Genomic DNA, 18,590 nt, shown 5'->3' with positions numbered 1-18,590 from the left:
GGTTTACCCGGAGAAAGGATGCTGACGCTTTTCCGATGCCCAATAGCCGGCGCTCGGCGCTCGGCTCTCGAATCCCCAATCGGTCTGTCGCTTACCGTTGGGAGAAGATCTAAATAGGAAGAATTAAGGCCTCAATGTGTCCTCGGAGCACGGCAAGGAAACGCGCTTCATACTCTTGCTCCTGTCCCTGTGGCGCAGGCTTGAAGCGGCACTCTTCACCGAGATGCGGCATCAGTTCGTCGACCGACTTCTGGGGCCCGTAGCCAGTGCCAATTTCGCGGGGAACCCAGTCATTGTCCTTTGTGACAACCGATTTGATGTACGCGACTCGAAACTCCAACCAAGACGAGATCGCGATGCCCGATTTTCCCACTCCAACAAAGACTTCTGGCCAGCGAGCCCTTTCGCCACCAACGATCCACTCGTTGAACTCACGTTTCGTCAGTCTTATGGTCCCAAGCTTCACTTCGAGCCCGAGATGATGCTCTTCATCTTGGTAATAGACCACATCACCTATGATTGATTTTGTCCCATCAGGATTGATGTAGTCAGGAACCCTTCGTGAAATCTCGAAGAGCTTGGGCACCAAATAAGCGGCTACGAAGTGATGCTCCCCAGGCGGAGGTCGCACGCCTTTTTTGTGACGCACGACGTAACGCTGTATGTACTCGCTGTAGGTCGGAACCATGATGGGCATGAATTGTCATTTGGCACGCTAGCTAAGCGGCCCGGAAGCACGTAGAGCAATGCCACAGGCCATGACAATGCGGCCAATATTGGCGTGCACTCTGCCCTTGTTAACTAGTGCAGCAAGCGTCAGTGAGACTTATGCTAGCGGCTGTAGAAATTGGAGAGCCACTCTTCAAGTTGTTTCTTGTTTTTGTATTTGAGCCCAAGCGCATCCGCAGCGGCTATTGCTCGTCGAGCCATCAATGCTGCTGCAGGCACCTTAAAGAGCGCCACAGACTGGCTTTCTCCGGGCGAGTGATGTTTAACGCTGTTTCGTGGTTCATTGAAGACTCGGTGGACATGCCTTTTTGAGACATCGCTACCACCGTACTTTCGATTCCACTCGTTTATCCCAATCCAGAACTCATCCAACGGATGTGCACCGCCTTGTTCTTCCAGCAGCCTCGACAAAATCTCTTCTGCCGCGCCAAGCAGTGTTAGTGCCGAGACATACCGGCCAATAAAATGAAGGGCGGCGCCATCCTCCAATTGCTCCCTAGCAAAGGTTATTTTCTTTGTTCTGGCTACCACGGCAACGAATCTAAGTTAGGTCAAAGTACGGAGAATAATTTCGTCATGCGGTGCATATATGTTGTGCTGTTCAACGTTTGAGGTGCGGCGGGAGCGACAGCATAGCGGGCTAGGCTTCGCTTCGCGCCGGCTTACAAGCAAAAAACTTGTTGGACCCACGAGTCGTGAGAGAAGGGGCCGTGGATAGATGCAAAGCAACCTTTACTCTCTTCGATATTGCGGTCAAGATTCGTTGCCACCCAATTCACCGTGCAGATTATTTTTTCTGTGTCAAGGATCACACCTCTGATGATCCCCAGGTGAAGAATGCGTATCCCTGTCTGGCCTTGGCCTTTCATTCGCTTGATTGCAATGCGGTCTCCAGGCTGCATCTCCCGGGCGCGTTCCGGCTGCGCGCCGTCCTTCCAGCCGAGCATCCAGATTCCTTGATCTACGAAGCGCTGATCTTGGTGATCAACACCGCCCCAAGAAGCACCGACCACCCAGTACTGAGCCATGTGATTTCCTCAAAAAAATAGAGAGTCTATGGTACTCATGCAGCCTCAGCTTCGATCTAGCGATGAAGTATTGACCGCAACGGCTGAATGCGAGGCTCCACTTTAATTTAAATAGCAAACCGCCGGATACCCACAACCACTGCCGTTAATCAAAGTGGTCTTCCCTGCGGAAAAACTCATTCATACCAAGACAGTAGAACGTCAACAGAGCCCCCTCGGCATTTAACAAAGACCATAACTCCGGCACCCATCACACCGCCGGATAAGCCCCCGTCCCACCCGGCCACGCCGTCAGCACCTCACACCCCTGCTCCGTCACCGCCACCATGTGCTCCCACTGCGCCGAGAGCGAGCGGTCCTTGGTCACCACCGTCCAGCCGTCGGCCAGTTGCCGGGTCTCGCGTTTGCCGGCGTTGAGCATGGGCTCGATGGTGAAGACCATGCCGGCCTCCAGCCGCAGGCCCTGGCCGCGCTGGCCGTAGTGCAGCACGTTGGGTTCGTCGTGGTAGATCTGGCCGATGCCGTGGCCGCAGTACTCGCGCACCACGCTGAAGTGCTCGCGGTGCGCGACGCTCTGGATGGCGTGGCCCACGTCGCCGAGCGTGGCGCCAGGCCGCACCTGCCGGATGCCGGCCAGCAGGGCTTCGTAGGTGGTGTCCACCAGCCGGCGCGCCAGGGTGCTGGGCGTGCCGACGCAGAACATGCGGCTGGTGTCGCCGAACCAGCCGTCCTTGAGCACGGCCACGTCGATGTTGACGATGTCGCCGGCCTTGAGGATCTTGTCGGCCGCGGGGATGCCGTGGCAGACCACGTGGTTGACCGAGGTGAGGATGGTCTTGGGGTAGCCGTGGTACCCGAGGTTGGCGGGGATGGCGCCCTGCACATTCACGATGTGGTCGTGGCAGAGGCGGTCCAGCGCTTCGGTGCTGACGCCGGGCACGACGTGCGGCTCGATCATGGCCAGCACCTCGGCGGCCAGTTGTGCGGACCGCCGCGCCATGACCAGTTCGTCGGCGCTGCGGAGGGGGACGGGGCGCGCCATCAGTGGCGGCCTTTGGCGGTGGCTGCGGCGGCGGTCTTGGGTGGCGCGGCCGTGCCCAGGGTGGCGGCGTTGGTGAGGTCGAGACCACCGCTGAGTTCGGCCTGGATCAGCAGCTGGCAGATGGCGCGGTAGTCGAGATCGGGGTGCATCTCGGTGAGCATGCCCACGCGCATCCAGTGCTCGGCCTGCGCGTTGATGGACCGGCTCAGGGCCGTGCCGGCGACCCGCAGGTTCTCATGCATCTGGTCGGAAATCTTGACGATGCCCATTTGAGGCCTCCATATGAAACATATACGAATTGTATTTGTTTCATACATCACCCGTCGACGCCATAGGTCGGCCCTTTGAGTTCGATGACGTTGCCGTCCGGGTCGCAGAAGTACAGGGAGAGCCCTTCCCCCTCGGCGCCGAAGTTGGTGCTTGCCGGGCCCCTGGGAACAACGCCGTGCTGGGCCAGGTGCGACACGATGCGCTGCTCGTCGAAGGGCTCCACCCGCAGGCAGAGGTGGTCGACGTTGCGTGCTTCCGCCTTCGGCCCTTCTCCGCCCACCCGGCCCAGCGGGCCGTCGATGGACACGAGGTCCACCATGGACGCGCCCGCCCGCAGGTGCACGAGGCCGAGGTCCGGCCGTTCGCGCACAACGTGGCAACCCAGCACGCGCCCGTAGAACGCCACGCTGGCCGCGAGGTCCCGCACGCGGAACACGACGTGATCGATGCGTTCGACAGCGAATGGAAGCATGGGCGGCGGTGTTGGGTGGGATCGCCGCATTCTGGCGTCAAACCAGCGCGGCCAGCTTGAGCGTCGTGCCCCAGTTGCGGCTGGTGACGCCCTTGCCCACCTTGCCCAGCAGCGCCTCCCCGGCCCGGCTCTCCAGCAGGCCGTTCGCGCAATGCAGGTAGGCGGCGTGCGCGGTGACAGCGAGGCGCTCGCCCGGGAGCAGCAGGGGCCGCAGGCTCTCCAGCGCCGCCAACCGGTCCGGCGCCATCGCGAAGGCCACGAGGAAGCGCCCGTGTTCCGCTTCAGGGGGAACGATGGGGTTGCCCTCCACGATCGCCTGGAGCTCGCTGGCGGACTTGACGACGACGGGCGTGGTAACGCCGAAGCTCTCCCGCAGACCGGCGCCGATCTCGTCGGCCAGCTTGTCCGCGCTGCGGCGGGTCGACGTGAACACCGCATTGCCGCTGTTGAGCAGCGTCTTCACATCGCTGTGGCCCAGCGCTTCGAGCATCGCCCGGAAATCGGCCATCGGCACGCGGTTGGCCTTGCCGACGTTGACACCACGGAGAAGGACGGCGAAGCGGGACATGGGGCGGCAGCTCAGGCCAGGACCGCCTGGTAAACCGCCAGGTCGGCCGCTGAAAAACAGCAGAAGGTGACGGACTGCACCGGGCATCCCGCCGCCAGCCCCAGCCGCTCGATCGTCGCCTTCCCGGCCTTGAGAATGTGCTTCATACACTCACCTCGAGAGTGCCGCCGCCACCCGCTGGCGCAGCTGCGGAACGCATTCCGTTTCGAACCACGGGTGCTTCTTGAGCCAGGGGTTGTTGCGCGGACTGGGGTGGGGCAGCACCATGAGCGCGGGGGGCAGATCGCGCCAGGCTTTCACCACGTCCGAGAGGGCACGGGGGTCTGCCGGCAGATGATGCGCCAGGGCGTATTGCCCGATGACCAGGGTGAGGCGGATGTGCGGCATGCCCGCGAGCAGTGCCGCGCGCCAGGTGGGCGCGCATTCCGGGCGCGGCGGCAGGTCGCCCGCGCGTCCGGTGCCTGGGTAGCAGAAGCCCATCGGAAGAATGGCGACCTGGTGCGGGTCGTAGAAGATCTCGCGCGACACGCCCACCCAGTCGCGCAGGCGTTCGCCGCTGGCGTCATCGAACGGCACCCCACTGGCGTGCACCTTGCGGCCAGGCGCCTGCCCGGCAATCAGCAGCCGTGCCGAGGGGTGCGCCTGGAGCACCGGGCGCGGCCCATGGGGCAGGTGCTCGGCGCAGACGCTGCACGCACGGACGCGGTGCAGCAGGTCGTCGAACCGGGAAGTGGTCATACCCTTCGGCGGAGGAGTCCGGCGCCCACGGGGAACCGGGTTCAGGCGCCCGCCTGCGCCCCCGCCAGGTAGTCCGTCTTGCCCACATCCACCCCCGCGTGCCGCAGCAGGGCGTAGGCGGTGGTGACGTGGAAGAACAGGTTGGGCAGCGCCCAGTGCTTCAGGTACGCCTCGCCGGTCATGGTGCGGGTCTTGTCGCGGCCGACGGGGAAGGTGATCTGTGCTTCCTCGCGGCCGTCGATGGATGCGGCGGGCACGGTGGCCAGCCAGTCCAGCGTCCTGGTGATGCGGTCCTGCAGCTCGGCGAAGGTGGTTTCGTTGTCCTCGAACTTCGGCGCCTCGATGCCGGCCAGGCGCGCGGTGCCGTTCTTGGCCGCATCGCAGGCGATGCGGATCTGTGCCGCAAACGGCAGCATGTCGGGCGCCAGCCGCATGGTGACGAACACGTTGGGATCGAACTTGCGTGCGGCCGCATTGGCCTCTGCCTTTTTCAGGCAGTGCAGCAGGTTGGACAGGGCGGTCTGGAAGACGGGCAGGCTGACGGATGAGAGGGTGATGAGCATGGACTTGCAGGCGGGTGGAAGGTGAGGTCCGGCATGCTACGCCAGACCCCGCACCCCTGCAGGCACGCTCACCTCAAGGTGTCGGGCGCGGTGGGGACGTGCTCTGGAGTGACCAGGGGCGCGTCTTGGGGAGCGCCGTCGTCCAGGGTCTGCCAGTCGCTGGTCAGGAGGTCCATCAGCGCGTGGTCCAGGATGTCGATGTCGATATCCAGAGGCGCAACCAGGCCCTCGGGCTGTACAGGAGAAATGCCGCGGTTCATCTGCGTCCTCCGATCCGATCGGTGGCTGCGCGCCGGAATGGGTCATGCGCAGTGCGATCACCCGAAAGTGTTCAACAAAGCGGGCGGCTTGACCAGTAACCAAGCGTTTCACCATGTACACGGCGGGGCTTCAGGCGGGGGTGGTGCCGGCCCGCTGGCGGGCGTAGGCCACGTACCAGTCCAGGCAGCCCGGGTTGGCCATGGCCTCGCGGTTGATCACTTTCTCCAGTGGCTGGCCGAGCAGCAGCTTCTTGATCGGCAGCTCCTGCTTCTTGCCCGAGAGGGTGCGCGGAATCTCGGCGACCTGCAGGATCTGGTCGGGCACGAAGCGCGGCGAGAGCGCGGTGCGGATGGCCCCACTGATCTTCGCGTTGAGCGCCTCGTCCAGCGTGAGGCCAGGGCGCAGCACCACGAACAGCGGCATGAAGCTTTCGCGGCCCAGGTATTCGAGGTCCACCACCATGCTGTCGAGCACCTCGGGCAGGGCCTCGACGGCACTGTAGAGCTCGCTGGTGCCCATGCGCAGGCCGTGGCGGTTGATGGTGGCGTCGGAGCGGCCGTAGATGACGCAGGAGCCGTCGGGGAAGATGCGCAGCCAGTCGCCGTGGCGCCAGACGGCGCCGGCCTCTTTTCCAAGATCGCCGCCACCGGGCTTGCGCCCATGGCCTGGCGGGAAGGTGTCGAAGTAGCTGCCGATCAGGCGCTGGTGGTCGGTGTCGCCGACGAAGTACAGCGGCATGGACGGGATGGGTTGCGCGCAGACCAGCTCGCCCACGGCGTCGGTCACCGGGCGTCCCTGCTCGTCCCAGGACTCGACCGCGCAACCCAGCAGGCGGCACTGCATGCGGCCGGGGGTCTGGGGCAGTTCACGATTGCCGCCGATGAAGGCGCCCGCGAAGTCGGTGCCGCCGGAGATGTTGCACCACCAGATGTCCTTCTGTGCATCGGTCTTCGCGATGGCGGCGAACTGCGCTGTGCCCCAGCGCTGCGCGTCTTCCGACAGCGGCGAGCCGGTGGTGCCCAGGGCCCGTATCGAAGACAGGTCGCCGCACTGCGCGAGGTCCACGCCCGCCTTGAGGCAGTTCGCAAAAAACGCCGCACCGGCGCCAAAGAAGGTCACGCCTTCGCGCGCGGCGAAGCGCCAGAGCACGGTCCAGTCGGGCCGGTCTTTCGAGCCGCCGGGGTTGCCGTCGTAGATGACGCAGGTGGTGCCGGCGAGCAGGCCGCTGACCTGCGCGTTCCACATCACCCAGCCGGTGGAGCTGTACCAGTGGTAGCGCTCGCCGAAGCTGTTGGGCGCGTAGCTGCAGCCCACGTCGTTGTGCAGGGTCTTGAGCGCCATGGCCACGATGACGGTGCCGCCGTGGCCGTGCACGATGGGTTTGGGCAGGCCCGTGGTGCCGCTGCTGTAGACGATCCACAGCGGGTGGTCGAAGGGCAGCCACAGCGGCTCGAAGGCGGCCACCGCCGCGTCGCCGCGCGCGGTGGCGGTGTGGAAGTCGGCACAAGGTTGCGCCGTCTCCAGTGCGTGGTCCACCTCGGCCGGCTCCTGCGCCAGGTTGGTGTGCAGGATCACGTGGCGCACGGTCGGCAGCGCGGCGCGCAGCTCGGCCACCACGGCCAGGCGGTCGTGGTCCTTGCCGCCGTAGCTCACGCCGTCGCAGGCGATCAGCGCCACAGGCTCGATCTGTTTGAAACGGTCGAGCACGGCGTTGGTCCCCATGTCGGGCGCGCACACGCTCCACACGCCGCCGATGCTGACCACCGCCAGGAAGGCGACCATGGTCTCGGGGACGTTGGGCAGGTAGGCGGCCACGCGGTCGCCGGGCATCACGCCCTGGTCCTGCAGGTGCAGCGCGAGCGACGCGACCTGGCGCCGCAGCTCGGGCCAGCTCAGTTCGCGCCGCTGGCCTTTTTCGTTGTCCGAGATCACGGCCGCAAAGCCCGCCGCGTGCGCGGCATCGACATGGCGGAACACCTGCTGCGCGTAGTTGAACTGCGCTCCCGGAAACCAGCGCGCACCGGGCATCACGTTTTTCTCCAGCACGGCCGTGTGCGGCGTGGGCGAGCGCAGGTCGAAGTAGTCCCAGATGCTCTGCCAGAAGGCGTCCAGCTCGGTGGTGGACCAGCGCCAGAGCGCGTCGTAGCTGTCAAAACGCAGGCCGCGCTCGCGGGCCAGCCAGTCCCGGTAGAGGTGGATCTGGGGAACGTACGGGGGCGGTGTCGTGGCCATTTGTTGTCTCCTGCGGCGCAGGGTAGCAGCGGGTGGGCGGCGGCACCTATCGCGCGTTTGTCAGCTCGGCGTGCGCAAGGGTTTGTACGGATGTTCAATATTTTTGTACAAACGTTCAATACCGCTCCATGGTCACCGGATCCACCCCCGCCCGCTCCAAACCCGCGACGACGCGCGGTGCGGCCAGGCCTGACCGCCAGCACGCCATCCTGCTGGCGGCAGAAAAGCTGTTTGCGCAACACGGTTACCACGGCGTGACGATCCGCCAGATCGCCGAGGAGGCGGGCGTCCCGCTCGCGCTGGTGGGCTACTACTACGGCCCCAAACACGAACTGTTCCACGCCATCTTCGCGCACTGGAACCAGACCATCGAAGAGCGCCTGACCGCACTGGACGCCGCCTCGGGCGACCCGGGCGACCCCGACACGCTGAACCGCATCATCGAAGCCTTCGTGAGGCCGGTGATCCGCCTGCGGCACAGCGAAGAGGGTTTTTATTACGCCCAGCTGGTGGGGCGCGAGCTGGCCTATGGCAGCGCGGAGGCCGACCGCGTGTTGCGCGAGTTCTTCGACCCGCTGGCCCACCGTTTCATCGAGGCCCTGCGCACCGTCTTTCAAACCGCCAGCCTGGCCGACGTGGCCTGGGCCTACCAGTTCGCGCTCGGCGCCTTGTTGCACCACCTGGTCGATGACCGGGTGCACCGCTTGTCGCAAGGGCAGAGCCTGGCCGGAGACCCGGCGGCCGCCGACCGGCTCGTGCGATTCATCGTGGGCGGCCTGCGCGCCGCCCTGCCCGCTCCCCCTGTCCCAGCCCCCCCAAAAACCGCCCCCCCATCCCGTAGGAGACACACATGAAACGTCGCATCTTCCAGGCCACTTTGCTGGCCTCCGCCCTCACCCTCGGTGGCCTGCACAGCGCGCACGCGCAGCAGACCATCAAGCTCACCGCCGCGGGCGGCCACCCGCCGGTGTTCCTGTGGGTCAAGCTGCTGGATGAGTTCTACATCCCCGAGGTGGACAAGCGCCTGGCCGCGGCCGGCGGCAAGCACAAGGTGGAATGGACCAAGGCCTGGGGCGGCACGCTGATCAAGATCGGCAGCGAGTCCAAGGGCATTTCCGATGGCGTGGCCGACTTCGGCTTCGTCGGCACGCTGTTCGAAGCGGCCAAGTTCCCGATGCAGAACGTGAGCTATGTGGCGCCGTTCGGCACCGACAACCTGGGCGCGGTCGGCACCATCGTGGCCGACATGCAGAAGAAGATCCCGGCCATGGGCGACACGTGGACCAAGAGCGGCCTGGTCTACCTGGGCGGCACCGCGCTGGACACCTACCACCTCTGGACCAACTTCCCGGTCAAGTCCATCGACGACCTCAAGGGCAAGAAGATCAGTGCGCCCGGCCCCTCGGCCAACTGGATCAAGAACACCGGCGCGGTCGCCGTGGCCGGCTCGCTGCCGACCTACTACGAGGACATCAAGTCGGGCGTGTCCAACGGCGCCATCACCTTCAGCACCGGCGCCTGGGGTGCCAAGCTGCACGAGGTGGCGCCCTATGTGACCAAGGTGAACTTCGGTTCCATGTACGCGGGCGCCATCGTGATGAACAAGCGCCGCTTCGACGCCCTGCCGCCCGAGGTGCAGCAGGTGTTCCGCGAGGTCGGCCTGGAATACGACAAACGCTTTGCCGAAGCGCAGCGTTCCACCGCCGACGCGCTGCTGCAGAAGATGGCCGCCGCCGGCGCCACCGTCAGCGAGCTGCCCGCCGCCGAGCGCCAGCGCTGGGCCGACACCATTCCCAACGTGGCGCAGACCTGGGCCGCCGACCTGCAGGGCAAGGGCGTGCCGGGCACCGAGATCCTCAAGGCCTATATGGAAGGCCTGAAGAAGAGCGGTGCCCAGCTGCCGCGCGACTGGTCGGTCAAGTAAGCCCCTGCCCGGAGACCCCATGAGCCACCCTCCGCAGGATGCCTACAACCTGCCCCTGCCCTTCGGGCTGCACCGGATCACCCAGGCGCTCAACGCCCTGGGCACGCTGCTCATCATCGGCCTGATGCTGCTGATCAACACCGACATCGTCGGGCGCACCGGCTTCGATGCGCCGGTGCGCGGCGTGACCGAGCTGGTGTCGCTGTCCATCGTGGGCATCGTGTTCCTGCAGCTGGCCGACACCCTGCGCTGCGGCCGCTTCACCCGCGCCGACATGCTGCTGGACCGGCTCAAGCGCGAGCGACCGGTGCTGGCCGCGCGGCTGCAGGCGCTGTACCACGGGCTGGGGGCGCTGCTGATGGCCGTGATTCTCTGGGCCGCCTGGCCCTCGCTGATCGAGTCCATCGCCTCGCGCGAGTACGTGGGGGCGCTGGGCGATTTCATGGCGCCGGTCTGGCCGGTGCGGCTGATGATGCTGATCGGGCTGGCCATGACGGCGCTGACCTTTGTGCTGCTGGCCGTGCTCGACCTGCAGCGCGGGCAACGTCTGGCGGCCGGGCGGGAGGATCGCCCATGAGCGCCACCACCGTTGCCGTGCTCTCGCTGGTGCTGATGCTGCTGCTGATCTGGGGCGGACTGCACGTGGCCGTGGTGCTGGGCCTGGTGTCCTTCGTCGGGGTCTGGATCATCCGCGACGACATCGGCGTGGCCGCCAACCTGCTGGCGCAGGCGTCGAGCGACGCCATCGCCAGCCACATTTTCGGCGTGGTGCCGCTGTTCGTGCTGACCGGCTTCCTGGTGGCGCGGGCCGACATCGGCAAGGACGCCTTCGAGGTCGCCAACCAGCTGTTCCGCCGCCTGCGCGGCGGCCTGGGCGTGGCCACCGTCGCGTCCAACGCGGTGTTCGCCGCCATCACCGGCATCTCCATCGCGTCTGCCGCGGTGTTCACCCGCGTGGCCGTGCCGCAGATGATGCGCTTCGGCTACCAGCCGAAGTTCGCGGTGGGGGTGGTGGCCGGCTCGTCGGTGCTGGGCATGCTGATCCCGCCCAGCCTGCTGATGATCCTCTACGGCTTCCTGGCCAACCAGTCGGTGGGCGACCTGTTCACCGCCGGCATCGTGCCGGGTCTGCTGCTGGCCGCGGCGTTCGCCATCGGCATCGTGCTGGCGGCCTACTTCAAACCCTCGATGGTCTACGCTGGCGGCGAGATGCCGGTGCCCGACGGCGAGGACATGAGCCCGCTGACCATGGTGCTCAAGCTGGTGCCCATCGTGCTGATGATCGGCGGCGTGCTGGGCGGCCTGTACGGCGGCCTGTTCACCGCCACCGAGGCCGGCGCGGTGGGCGCGGCGCTGGCGCTGCTGATCGCGGTGCTGCGGCGCAAGCTCACGGCCAGGGCGTTCTGGGAGGTGCTGACCGAAACCGGCCACGTCACGGTGGCGGTCAGCTTCCTCATCATCTGCGCCAGCATCTACACCCGCATGCTGGCCATGTCGGGCATGCCGCAGTTCCTGATGGAGCTGATCAGCCACGCCGGCTTCGGCCCGTTCGCCTTCATGCTGGTCTATGTGTTCATCATCGTCCTGCTGGGCACGGTGATCGACTCGTCCTCGATCCTGCTGATCGTGCTGCCGCTGATGCTGCCCATCGCCGAGCAGTTCGGCATGGACCTGATCTGGTTCGGCGTGGTCACCGTGGTGGCGGTGGAGATCGGCCTGCTCACGCCACCGTTCGGGCTCTCGGCCTACGTGGTCAAGAGCTCGCTGAACGACCCGCGCATCACGCTGGGTGACATCTTCCGCGGCACCGGACCGTTCACGCTGATCATGGTGGGCGTGCTGCTGCTGCTGATGGCCTTCCCGTCGCTGAGTCTGGTGCTGCTCAAGTGAGCACCTGAGCGCACCCCCACACAGAAACCCAAGGAGCACCCCATGACCCGCCGATTCGTCGACCTCTCGATCTACCTGGAAAACGACGTCATCTCCGACCCACCGGCCTTCGCGCCCAAGATCCAGTACTTCGACCACAAGAACTCGTTCGAGCAGATGGCGCCGTTCTTCCCCGGCCTCAAGCAGGAAGACCTGCCCGACGGCGACGTGTGGGCGGTGGAGATGATCCAGCTCTCGACCCACAACGGCACCCACCTGGACGCGCCCTACCACTTCCACAGCACCATGGACAAGGCGCTGGGCGAGAAGAAGAAGGCCTGGACCATCGACGAGGTGCCGCTGGAGTGGTGCTTCCAGCCCGGCGTGAAGCTGGACTTCCGCCACTTCGCCGACGGCTACGTGGTCACCGCCGCCGACGTCGAGGCCGAGCTGGCGCGCATCGGCCACACGCTGAGCCCGCTGGAGATCGTGGTGGTCAACACCCGCGCCGGCAGCCGCTACGGCCACAACGACTTCGTCAGCGCCGGCTGCGGCATGGGCTACGACGCCACCATGTACCTGCTCGAACGCGGCGTTCGCCTGACCGGCACCGACGCCTGGAGCTGGGACGCGCCCTTCGTCTACACCGCGCAGAAGTACGCCGAATCGAAGGACGCCAGCCTGATCTGGGAAGGCCACAAGGCCGGCCGCGACATCGGCTACTGCCACCTGGAGAAGCTGCACAACCTCGAAGCCCTGCCGCCGACCGGCTTCTACATCAGCTGCTTCCCGCACAAGATCCGCGGCGCCTCGGCCGGCTGGACACGTGCGGTCGCGATCTTCGACGACGCCCTGATGCCCTCGGCCTGAACGGAGTCCGCCATGGAACTGAACCACACCCACGACGCCTCTGCCCGCAGCTGGCTGGCCTCGGCCAACGAGCCGGGCTGCGACTTCCCGATCCAGAACCTGCCCTTCGGCGTGTTCCGCCGCCGCGGCGCGGACGAGCCCTTCCGCGGTGGCGTGGCCATCGGCGACCAGGTGATCGACCTGGCCGCCGTGTCGGCGTCTGGCGTGCTGGACGGCCTGGCCGCCGACGCGGCCCGGGCCGCGGCACAGCCCGCGCTCAACGGGCTGATGGCCATGGGGCCGGCGGCCTGGCGCGCGCTGCGCCACGCGCTGTTTGCGGCGCTGCGCCACGACGCCGACGCCACCGTGGTGAGCGCCCTGCACGCGGGCCTGGTGCCACAAAGCGCCGTGGAACACAGCGTGCCCACGCGCATCGGCGACTACACCGACTTCTACACCTCGATCCACCACGCCCGCAACGTGGGCCGCGTGATCCGGCCCGACGACCCGCTCACGCCCAACTTCCAGTGGATTCCCATCGCCTACCACGGCCGGGCGTCCAGCGTGGTGATCAGCGGCACGCCCTTCCACCGCCCGCACGGCCAGGCCATGGCCCCGGGCGCCTCGGCGCCGGTGTACGGCCCCTGCCGCCGGCTCGACTACGAGCTGGAAATGGGTTTCTACGTCGGCCCCGGCAACGCCCTGGGCCAGCCCATTCCGATCGGCGAGGCCGAGCAGCACATCTTCGGCATGTGCCTGCTCAACGACTGGTCGGCGCGCGACCACCAGTTCTGGGAAATGGCGCCGCTCGGCCCCTTCCTGGGCAAGAACTTCTGCACCACGGTCTCGCCGTGGATCGTGACCCTGGAGGCGCTGGCGCCCTACCGCGTGCCCTTCGCCCACCCGGCCGACGAGCCCCAGCCCCTGCCCTACCTGGACAGCCCCGCCAACAGCGCGCAGGGCGGTGTGGACGTGCAGCTGGAGGTGCTGCTGGAATCGGCGCAGCACCGCGCCAAGGGCGTGGCGCCCGACCGGCTGTCGGCCACGAGCTTCCGCCACCAGTACTGGACCATCGCACAGATGCTGACGCAGCACGCCAACAACGGCTGCAACCTGCAGCCCGGCGACCTGCTGGGCACCGGCACCATCTCCGGCCCGACCTACGAGGAAGCGGGCGCCATCGTGGAACTCTCGCTGGGCGGCACCCGGCAGATTCCCCTGGCCGCCACGGGCGAGACGCGCAGCTTCCTCGAGGACGGCGACACCGTGGTGCTGCGCGGCTGGTGCGAGAAGCCCGGCGCGGCGCGCATCGGCTTCGGCGAATGCCGGGGCGAGGTGCTGCCGGCCATCGGCGGCTGAGCGGCGGCCCGGCCCGCCTGTCCCCCACCGGATGGGTGTGCCGGCCGATTTGCGCGCAGAATCCCGGCCCATCACAACACGAGAAGGAGAAACCATGGGCCTGCTCAGCTGGACCGAAAAATCCCCCACCACCCTCGCCAACGGCGGCGTCATCGGCCCCGATGAACGCCTGCCCTGGCCGCAGACGGGCGTGATGGGCGTGCAGCACCTGATCGCCATGTTCGGCGCCACGGTGCTCGCCCCCATCCTCATGGGCTTCGACCCGAACGTCGCCATCCTGATGAGCGGCATCGGCACCCTGATCTTCTTCCTCGTCACCGGCGGCAAGGTGCCCAGCTACCTCGGTTCGAGCTTCGCCTTCATCGGCGTGGTCATCGCCGCCACCGGCTACGCCGGCTCCGGCCCCAACGCCAACATCGGCGTGGCGCTGGGCGGCATCATCGCCTGCGGCCTGCTCTACACCCTGATCGGCGTGGTGGTGCAGGCCATCGGCACCGGCTGGATCGAGCGCTTCATGCCGCCGGTGGTGACCGGCGCGGTGGTGGCGGTGATCGGCCTGAACCTGGCCGGCATCCCGATCAAGAACATGGCGCCGACCGACTTCGACAAGTGGATGCAGGGCATCACCTTCGTCTGCGTCGCCCTGGTGGCCGTGTTCAGCAGCGGCATGGTGCAGCGCCTGCTGATCCTGGTCGGCCTGATCGTCGCCAGCGTCGTCTACGCCGTGCTCACCAACGGCCTGGGCCTGGGCAAGCCGCTCGATCTGAGCGGCATCGCCAGCGCCGCCTGGTTCGGCATGCCCAACTTCAGCGCGCCGGTGTTCAGCGCCAACGCCATGCTGCTGATCGCGCCGGTGGCCATCATCCTGGTGGCCGAGAACCTGGGCCACATCAAGGCCGTGACCGCCATGACCGGCAAGAACCTGGACCAGTACATGGGCCGCGCCTTCATCGGCGACGGCGTCGCCACCATGGTGGCCGGCAGCGCCGGCGGCACCGGTGTGACCACGTATGCCGAGAACATCGGCGTCATGGCCGCGACCAAGATCTACTCCACTGCCGTGTTCCTGGTGGCCGGCCTGATGGCCATCCTGCTCGGTTTCAGTCCCAAGTTCGGCGCCCTGATCCAGGCGATTCCGCTGGCCGTGATGGGCGGCGTGTCCATCGTGGTGTTCGGCCTGATCGCGATCGCCGGCGCCAAGATCTGGGTCGACAACAAGGTCGACTTCTCGGACAACCGCAACCTGCTGGTCGCGGCCATCACCCTGGTGCTGGGCACGGGCGACTACACGCTGAAGTTCGGCGGCTTCGCACTGGGCGGCATCGGTACCGCCACCTTCGGCGCCATCCTGCTGTGGGCGCTGATCGGACGAAAGAAGGCCTGAACCATGGCGCGCGTGTGGAAGCAACCCATCTCCTGCGAGATCCTCACCGCCGTCAGCCGCGGCACGGCCAACGAGCATCTGGGCATGGAGTTCCTGGAGGTGGGTGACGATTTCATCACCGCCCGCCTGCCGGTCGACCGACGGACCATCCAGCCCTACGGCCTGTTCCACGGCGGCGTCAGCGTGGTGCTGGCGGAAACGCTGGGTTCCTGCGGCGCCGCGTTCAGCGTGCCGGAGGGCTACCGCGCGGTGGGCCTGGACATCAACGCCAACCACCTCAAGGGCGCCACCAGCGGCTGGGTGACGGGCACCGCGCGGCCGGTGCACATCGGCCGCACGACCCAGGTCTGGCAGATCGAGCTGAAGAACGACGCCGGCGAACTGACCTGCGTCTCGCGCATCACGATGGCGATTCTTCAACCCCGCTGAGCGGGGCTCCGGCCTCCGCCTCGGTGGGCGCCTCCCACGCCGCCCAGTCCGGCCCGAACAGCTCGGCCGGGTGCTGGGTGCGCTCCGAGCCGTTGCCACACAGCATGCTGTTCGCCGCGCAATAGCGGTCGCAGCCCCAGCAGTTGCGCTCGGGATGGGGCGGGTTGGCGGGAAAACGCTTGCTCATGGTGTGGATGCGCACCAGTGTGCCCCGGTCCGGCCGGAAGGGAACTGACACAGATCAGAAGTGGTCAAGACAGGGCACCGGCGGCCGATATGGATAAAAAGCCGTCCTTTTCCTGACCATGGACCCCATCTTCCCTTCGCCCGAAGACGACCTCAGCCACTACCTGTCGGCCATGGTCTCGCACGGGGCGTCCGACCTGTTTCTCTCGGCCGGCACCCCGCCCGCCCTCAAGGTGCATGGCGTCATGCGGCGCCTGCAGGAAGCCCCCCTGAACCCGGAGCGCATCAAGCGGCTGGCGTACTCCGCGATGCGCGAGTCGCAGATCCGCGAGTTCGAGGCCACGCTGGAATGCGATCTGGCCGTCGCCATCAACGGCCTGGGCCGCTTCCGGATCAATGTGTTCCGCCAGCGCGGCGAGGTGGCCGTGGTGGTGCGGCACGTCAACGCCCGCATTCCCTCGCTGGAGACACTCAAACTGCCGGCGTCGATCAGCCGCCTGTCCATGCTCAAGCGCGGGCTGGTGCTGATCGTGGGTGCCGCAGGATCGGGCAAGTCGACCACGCTGGCGTCGCTGATCGACCACCGCAACCAGAATGCGGCCGGCCACATCCTGACCGTCGAAGACCCGATGGAGTTCGAGCACAGCCATGGCAAGTCCATCGTCGACCAGCGCGAAGTCGGTCTGGACACCAAGTCCTTCGACGAGGCCCTGCGGCACGCCATGCGCGAGGCGCCGGACGTGATCATGATCGGCGAGATCCGCGACCTCAACACCATGCAGCACGCGCTGGCCTACGCCGAGACCGGTCACCTGTGCCTGTCCACGCTGCACGCCAACAACGCCAACCAGGCGATCCAGCGCATCCTCAACTTCTTCCCCGAGGCGGCCCACCGGCAGGTGCTGATGGACCTGTCGCTCAACCTCAAGGGCGTGGTGGGCCAGCGCCTGATCCGCGGCGTGCAGGGCAAGCTGGTGCCCGCGGTGGAAGTGATGCTGCTGTCGCCTTATATCTCCGACCTGATCCAGAAGGGGCAGGTGGACGACATCAAGGATGTGATGGCCAAGAGCAACGAGCAGGGCATGCGCACCTTCGACCAGTCGCTCTACGACCTGTACACCCAGGGCGAACTCACGGCCGAGCAGGCGGTGGAGCACGCCGACTCGCGCACCGACCTCTCGCTGCGCATCCGGCTGAACAGCGGCCAGCGGACCGACACGGCCGGGTTGCACATCGATACCTGACCGCCGGCCGGCGGCGGTTCACACCGCCCGTTCGCAGCGGCCTTGCGACTGGGCCAGGCCGCGGAAGTCGCTCTGCCAGGACAGCCGCGCCACGTCGATCTGGATGCGCTCGTTGTCCAGCGCGGTGAGGATGACCGTGCCATTGACCGCAAAGCTGTGCACCGGCACGCCGTCGATGCCGACCGCACTCACACGCTGGTCGTCGTAGCTGATCTCGACCCGGCGCACCCAGATCTCCCGCGCCGGCGCGTAGACCGCCTCGCAGACCAGGCCGACGCGGCTGGCGGCGGCCGCGACCACCCCGGGCGCCGCGAGCACCAGCGCCAGTGCCATGAGCAGCAGCGGTTTCACTCCTGGCCGCCCTGCTGCAGCCGCTCGCTTTTCCAGTACACGTCGTCGCCGCCGTTCATGCGGTTGAGCACACGCGCGAGCACGAACATCAGGTCGGACAGGCGGTTGAGGTACTGGCGCGGCGCCTCCTTGATGGCCTCTTCGTTGCCCAGGGCCACCAAGTGACGCTCGGCGCGGCGCGCCACGGTGCGGCACACATGGGCCTGGCTGGCGGCGCGGTTGCCGGCGGGCAGGATGAACTCCTGCAGGCGCGGCAGCTGTTCGTTATAAGTGGCCAGGGCCTCGTCCAGCGCCAGCACGGCCTCGGGCTTGAGCAGCTCGTAGCCGGGGATGGACAGCTCACCACCAAGGTTGAACAGCTGGTGCTGGATCTCGACCAGCAGCGTGCGCACATCGGCCGGCATGTCTTCGCACAGCAGCAGGCCGATGTGGGAGTTGAGTTCGTCCACGTCGCCCATCGCGTGCACGCGCAGGCTGTTCTTGGACACGCGGGCGTTGTCGCCCAGACCGGTGGTGCCGGCGTCGCCGGTGCGGGTTGCAATTTGGGATAGGCGGTTGCCCATGGAGGTCTCCTGCTGCCGCGGCGCACCTGTTGCGCGCCGCACCGGACCATTGTCCGTGAAAGCCGGCGACGGGGGCATGGTGCTGTAAGCGAAGGCTCACAAATGTGTCTGAGGCAAGCAGAGCATGCGTGCGGAAACAGGCGGCAAAAACACTGGCCCCGTGGGGTCATCGACGGTGCAATGGGCGTCCCTTCAACATTCAAGGAGCGACCCATGTCCCGACGATTTGTCCGTCTCACCTCGTTCGAAGCCCGCAGCCTGCTGCTGATCGCCGGCGTCACCCTGGGGGTGGCCGGCAGCGCCTACGCGCAGAGCACCGCCGCCCCGGCCAAGCCCGCGGCCACCGACACCGAGATCACGGCCGCCTTCACCAAGGCCGACAAGAACGCCGACGGCAAGCTCAGCAAAGACGAAGCCACCACCCTGCCGGCCCTGGCCGCCAAGTTCGACAGCGCCGACGCCGACAAGGACGGCACGATCAGCGCGGCCGAATTCGGCAAGGCCATGAAGATGTGATGTACCGGGTGGG

General features: G+C 66.6%; 25 protein-coding genes. 10 read left to right on the top strand and 15 right to left on the bottom strand.

Annotation, left to right across the window (positions count from 1 at the left end; translation table 11 throughout):
• Nucleotides 1-109: 109 nt before the first annotated feature.
• The 12 genes from BC358_RS21910 to BC358_RS14655 all read right to left on the bottom strand — a co-directional run bounded on the left by BC358_RS21910 (nt 110) and on the right by BC358_RS14655 (nt 7,903).
• Nucleotides 110-697 carry a hypothetical protein gene (locus BC358_RS21910; protein ID WP_143434317.1) on the bottom strand — a complete coding sequence of 196 codons (588 nt, stop codon included), beginning with the start codon at nt 695-697 and terminating at the stop codon, nt 110-112.
• Nucleotides 698-831: 134 nt separating this feature from the next.
• Nucleotides 832-1,260 carry a hypothetical protein gene (locus tag BC358_RS21905; protein WP_143434316.1) on the bottom strand — a complete coding sequence of 143 codons (429 nt, stop codon included), beginning with the start codon at nt 1,258-1,260 and terminating at the stop codon, nt 832-834.
• Nucleotides 1,261-1,391: 131 nt separating this feature from the next.
• Nucleotides 1,392-1,757 carry a hypothetical protein gene (locus tag BC358_RS14695; RefSeq protein WP_079366408.1) on the bottom strand — a complete coding sequence of 122 codons (366 nt, stop codon included), beginning with the start codon at nt 1,755-1,757 and terminating at the stop codon, nt 1,392-1,394.
• A 250-nt stretch (nt 1,758-2,007) separates the two neighbouring features.
• The gene (map, locus tag BC358_RS14690) at nt 2,008-2,799 is read right to left on the bottom strand and encodes a type I methionyl aminopeptidase (RefSeq protein WP_079366407.1); all 792 of its coding nucleotides are present in this window, start codon (nt 2,797-2,799) and stop codon (nt 2,008-2,010) included.
• On the bottom strand, nt 2,799-3,068 hold the full coding sequence (locus BC358_RS14685) for a ParD-like family protein (RefSeq protein ID WP_079366406.1): 270 nt from the start codon (nt 3,066-3,068) through the stop codon (nt 2,799-2,801). Before BC358_RS14685 ends, map begins: the two co-directional genes overlap by 1 nt.
• Before the next feature lie 47 nt (nt 3,069-3,115).
• Nucleotides 3,116-3,541, bottom strand: a complete 426-nt coding sequence (locus BC358_RS14680) for a VOC family protein (RefSeq protein WP_079366405.1) — start codon at nt 3,539-3,541, stop codon at nt 3,116-3,118.
• Between the two features lie 37 nt (nt 3,542-3,578).
• A complete protein-coding gene (locus BC358_RS14675) occupies nt 3,579-4,109 on the bottom strand; it encodes a DUF1697 domain-containing protein (RefSeq protein WP_179130085.1) in 531 nt (176 codons plus the stop codon).
• A gap of 11 nt (nt 4,110-4,120) precedes the next feature.
• Complete coding sequence (locus tag BC358_RS22355; protein ID WP_256861527.1) at nt 4,121-4,255, bottom strand: hypothetical protein; 135 nt, start codon at nt 4,253-4,255, stop codon at nt 4,121-4,123.
• Nucleotides 4,256-4,259: 4 nt separating this feature from the next.
• Nucleotides 4,260-4,847: a uracil-DNA glycosylase family protein gene (locus tag BC358_RS14670; RefSeq protein ID WP_079366403.1), complete on the bottom strand. Its 588-nt coding sequence runs from the start codon at nt 4,845-4,847 to the stop codon at nt 4,260-4,262.
• A gap of 41 nt (nt 4,848-4,888) precedes the next feature.
• The gene (locus BC358_RS14665; protein WP_079366402.1) at nt 4,889-5,410 is read right to left on the bottom strand and encodes a DUF1993 family protein; all 522 of its coding nucleotides are present in this window, start codon (nt 5,408-5,410) and stop codon (nt 4,889-4,891) included.
• A 68-nt stretch (nt 5,411-5,478) separates the two neighbouring features.
• The gene (locus tag BC358_RS14660; protein WP_079366401.1) at nt 5,479-5,670 is read right to left on the bottom strand and encodes a hypothetical protein; all 192 of its coding nucleotides are present in this window, start codon (nt 5,668-5,670) and stop codon (nt 5,479-5,481) included.
• Nucleotides 5,671-5,800: 130 nt separating this feature from the next.
• Nucleotides 5,801-7,903: an acetoacetate--CoA ligase gene (locus BC358_RS14655; RefSeq protein WP_079366400.1), complete on the bottom strand. Its 2,103-nt coding sequence runs from the start codon at nt 7,901-7,903 to the stop codon at nt 5,801-5,803.
• 128 nt (nt 7,904-8,031) lie between these two features.
• Here BC358_RS14655 and BC358_RS14650 point away from each other — a divergent pair, with 128 nt between their 5' ends.
• From BC358_RS14650 to BC358_RS14615, 8 genes are all read left to right on the top strand, one after another.
• A complete protein-coding gene (locus tag BC358_RS14650; RefSeq protein WP_079366399.1) occupies nt 8,032-8,757 on the top strand; it encodes a TetR/AcrR family transcriptional regulator in 726 nt (241 codons plus the stop codon).
• Nucleotides 8,754-9,827 (top strand): C4-dicarboxylate TRAP transporter substrate-binding protein, encoded by a 1,074-nt coding sequence (locus BC358_RS14645; protein WP_079366398.1) that lies wholly within the window; start codon nt 8,754-8,756, stop codon nt 9,825-9,827. Before BC358_RS14650 ends, BC358_RS14645 begins: the two co-directional genes overlap by 4 nt.
• Before the next feature lie 19 nt (nt 9,828-9,846).
• The gene (locus BC358_RS14640; RefSeq protein WP_066152245.1) at nt 9,847-10,404 is read left to right on the top strand and encodes a TRAP transporter small permease subunit; all 558 of its coding nucleotides are present in this window, start codon (nt 9,847-9,849) and stop codon (nt 10,402-10,404) included.
• The gene (locus BC358_RS14635; RefSeq protein ID WP_079366397.1) at nt 10,401-11,717 is read left to right on the top strand and encodes a TRAP transporter large permease; all 1,317 of its coding nucleotides are present in this window, start codon (nt 10,401-10,403) and stop codon (nt 11,715-11,717) included. Before BC358_RS14640 ends, BC358_RS14635 begins: the two co-directional genes overlap by 4 nt.
• A 42-nt stretch (nt 11,718-11,759) precedes the next feature.
• Complete coding sequence (locus BC358_RS14630; RefSeq protein ID WP_066152237.1) at nt 11,760-12,566, top strand: cyclase family protein; 807 nt, start codon at nt 11,760-11,762, stop codon at nt 12,564-12,566.
• A 12-nt stretch (nt 12,567-12,578) separates the two neighbouring features.
• Nucleotides 12,579-13,904, top strand: a complete 1,326-nt coding sequence (gene fahA / locus BC358_RS14625; protein ID WP_079366396.1) for a fumarylacetoacetase — start codon at nt 12,579-12,581, stop codon at nt 13,902-13,904.
• A gap of 94 nt (nt 13,905-13,998) precedes the next feature.
• The gene (locus tag BC358_RS14620) at nt 13,999-15,288 is read left to right on the top strand and encodes a solute carrier family 23 protein (RefSeq protein ID WP_079366395.1); all 1,290 of its coding nucleotides are present in this window, start codon (nt 13,999-14,001) and stop codon (nt 15,286-15,288) included.
• A gap of 3 nt (nt 15,289-15,291) precedes the next feature.
• Nucleotides 15,292-15,717, top strand: a complete 426-nt coding sequence (locus tag BC358_RS14615) for a hotdog fold thioesterase (protein WP_066152227.1) — start codon at nt 15,292-15,294, stop codon at nt 15,715-15,717.
• Here the strand turns inward: BC358_RS14615 and BC358_RS14610 are convergent.
• Nucleotides 15,689-15,904, bottom strand: coding sequence for a DUF3079 domain-containing protein (locus BC358_RS14610; protein WP_079366563.1), 216 nt, complete (start codon nt 15,902-15,904; stop codon nt 15,689-15,691). The genes BC358_RS14615 and BC358_RS14610 overlap by 29 nt on opposite strands.
• Before the next feature lie 118 nt (nt 15,905-16,022).
• Between BC358_RS14610 and BC358_RS14605 the strand changes: the two genes are divergently transcribed.
• Complete coding sequence (locus tag BC358_RS14605) at nt 16,023-17,147, top strand: PilT/PilU family type 4a pilus ATPase (protein ID WP_079366394.1); 1,125 nt, start codon at nt 16,023-16,025, stop codon at nt 17,145-17,147.
• Nucleotides 17,148-17,165: 18 nt separating this feature from the next.
• Here the strand turns inward: BC358_RS14605 and BC358_RS14600 are convergent, their stop codons facing one another.
• Together BC358_RS14600 and BC358_RS14595 are read right to left on the bottom strand one after the other, a co-directional pair.
• Complete coding sequence (locus BC358_RS14600; protein ID WP_066152221.1) at nt 17,166-17,498, bottom strand: hypothetical protein; 333 nt, start codon at nt 17,496-17,498, stop codon at nt 17,166-17,168.
• Nucleotides 17,495-18,061 carry a cob(I)yrinic acid a,c-diamide adenosyltransferase gene (locus BC358_RS14595; protein ID WP_079366393.1) on the bottom strand — a complete coding sequence of 189 codons (567 nt, stop codon included), beginning with the start codon at nt 18,059-18,061 and terminating at the stop codon, nt 17,495-17,497. Before BC358_RS14595 ends, BC358_RS14600 begins: the two co-directional genes overlap by 4 nt.
• 213 nt (nt 18,062-18,274) lie before the next feature.
• Between BC358_RS14595 and BC358_RS14590 the strand changes: the two genes are divergently transcribed.
• Nucleotides 18,275-18,577 (top strand): EF-hand domain-containing protein, encoded by a 303-nt coding sequence (locus BC358_RS14590; protein ID WP_066152215.1) that lies wholly within the window; start codon nt 18,275-18,277, stop codon nt 18,575-18,577.
• Nucleotides 18,578-18,590 lie beyond the last annotated feature (13 nt).

It is taken from the genome of Hydrogenophaga sp. H7 (assembly GCF_002025745.1).
Taxonomy (GTDB): domain Bacteria; phylum Pseudomonadota; class Gammaproteobacteria; order Burkholderiales; family Burkholderiaceae_C; genus Hydrogenophaga; species Hydrogenophaga pseudoflava.
Note: the sequence above shows the minus strand (reverse complement) of the source record. Positions and strands in the feature narration are given on the sequence as shown.

What these genes read in the sequence shown, in the direction of transcription:
- BC358_RS21910 (WP_143434317.1), bottom strand. Translation starts at nt 697, where the DNA reads ATGCCCATCATGGTTCCGACCTACAGCGAGTACATACAGCGTTACGTC.
- BC358_RS14695 (WP_079366408.1), bottom strand. Translation starts at nt 1,757, where the DNA reads ATGGCTCAGTACTGGGTGGTCGGTGCTTCTTGGGGCGGTGTTGATCAC.
- map (WP_079366407.1), bottom strand. Translation starts at nt 2,799, where the DNA reads ATGGCGCGCCCCGTCCCCCTCCGCAGCGCCGACGAACTGGTCATGGCG.
- BC358_RS14685 (WP_079366406.1), bottom strand. Translation starts at nt 3,068, where the DNA reads ATGGGCATCGTCAAGATTTCCGACCAGATGCATGAGAACCTGCGGGTC.
- BC358_RS14680 (WP_079366405.1), bottom strand. Translation starts at nt 3,541, where the DNA reads ATGCTTCCATTCGCTGTCGAACGCATCGATCACGTCGTGTTCCGCGTG.
- BC358_RS14675 (WP_179130085.1), bottom strand. Translation starts at nt 4,109, where the DNA reads ATGTCCCGCTTCGCCGTCCTTCTCCGTGGTGTCAACGTCGGCAAGGCC.
- BC358_RS22355 (WP_256861527.1), bottom strand. Translation starts at nt 4,255, where the DNA reads ATGAAGCACATTCTCAAGGCCGGGAAGGCGACGATCGAGCGGCTGGGG.
- BC358_RS14670 (WP_079366403.1), bottom strand. Translation starts at nt 4,847, where the DNA reads ATGACCACTTCCCGGTTCGACGACCTGCTGCACCGCGTCCGTGCGTGC.
- BC358_RS14665 (WP_079366402.1), bottom strand. Translation starts at nt 5,410, where the DNA reads ATGCTCATCACCCTCTCATCCGTCAGCCTGCCCGTCTTCCAGACCGCC.
- BC358_RS14660 (WP_079366401.1), bottom strand. Translation starts at nt 5,670, where the DNA reads ATGAACCGCGGCATTTCTCCTGTACAGCCCGAGGGCCTGGTTGCGCCT.
- BC358_RS14655 (WP_079366400.1), bottom strand. Translation starts at nt 7,903, where the DNA reads ATGGCCACGACACCGCCCCCGTACGTTCCCCAGATCCACCTCTACCGG.
- BC358_RS14650 (WP_079366399.1), top strand. Translation starts at nt 8,032, where the DNA reads ATGGTCACCGGATCCACCCCCGCCCGCTCCAAACCCGCGACGACGCGC.
- BC358_RS14645 (WP_079366398.1), top strand. Translation starts at nt 8,754, where the DNA reads ATGAAACGTCGCATCTTCCAGGCCACTTTGCTGGCCTCCGCCCTCACC.
- BC358_RS14640 (WP_066152245.1), top strand. Translation starts at nt 9,847, where the DNA reads ATGAGCCACCCTCCGCAGGATGCCTACAACCTGCCCCTGCCCTTCGGG.
- BC358_RS14635 (WP_079366397.1), top strand. Translation starts at nt 10,401, where the DNA reads ATGAGCGCCACCACCGTTGCCGTGCTCTCGCTGGTGCTGATGCTGCTG.
- BC358_RS14630 (WP_066152237.1), top strand. Translation starts at nt 11,760, where the DNA reads ATGACCCGCCGATTCGTCGACCTCTCGATCTACCTGGAAAACGACGTC.
- fahA (WP_079366396.1), top strand. Translation starts at nt 12,579, where the DNA reads ATGGAACTGAACCACACCCACGACGCCTCTGCCCGCAGCTGGCTGGCC.
- BC358_RS14620 (WP_079366395.1), top strand. Translation starts at nt 13,999, where the DNA reads ATGGGCCTGCTCAGCTGGACCGAAAAATCCCCCACCACCCTCGCCAAC.
- BC358_RS14615 (WP_066152227.1), top strand. Translation starts at nt 15,292, where the DNA reads ATGGCGCGCGTGTGGAAGCAACCCATCTCCTGCGAGATCCTCACCGCC.
- BC358_RS14610 (WP_079366563.1), bottom strand. Translation starts at nt 15,904, where the DNA reads ATGAGCAAGCGTTTTCCCGCCAACCCGCCCCATCCCGAGCGCAACTGC.
- BC358_RS14605 (WP_079366394.1), top strand. Translation starts at nt 16,023, where the DNA reads ATGGACCCCATCTTCCCTTCGCCCGAAGACGACCTCAGCCACTACCTG.
- BC358_RS14595 (WP_079366393.1), bottom strand. Translation starts at nt 18,061, where the DNA reads ATGGGCAACCGCCTATCCCAAATTGCAACCCGCACCGGCGACGCCGGC.
- BC358_RS14590 (WP_066152215.1), top strand. Translation starts at nt 18,275, where the DNA reads ATGTCCCGACGATTTGTCCGTCTCACCTCGTTCGAAGCCCGCAGCCTG.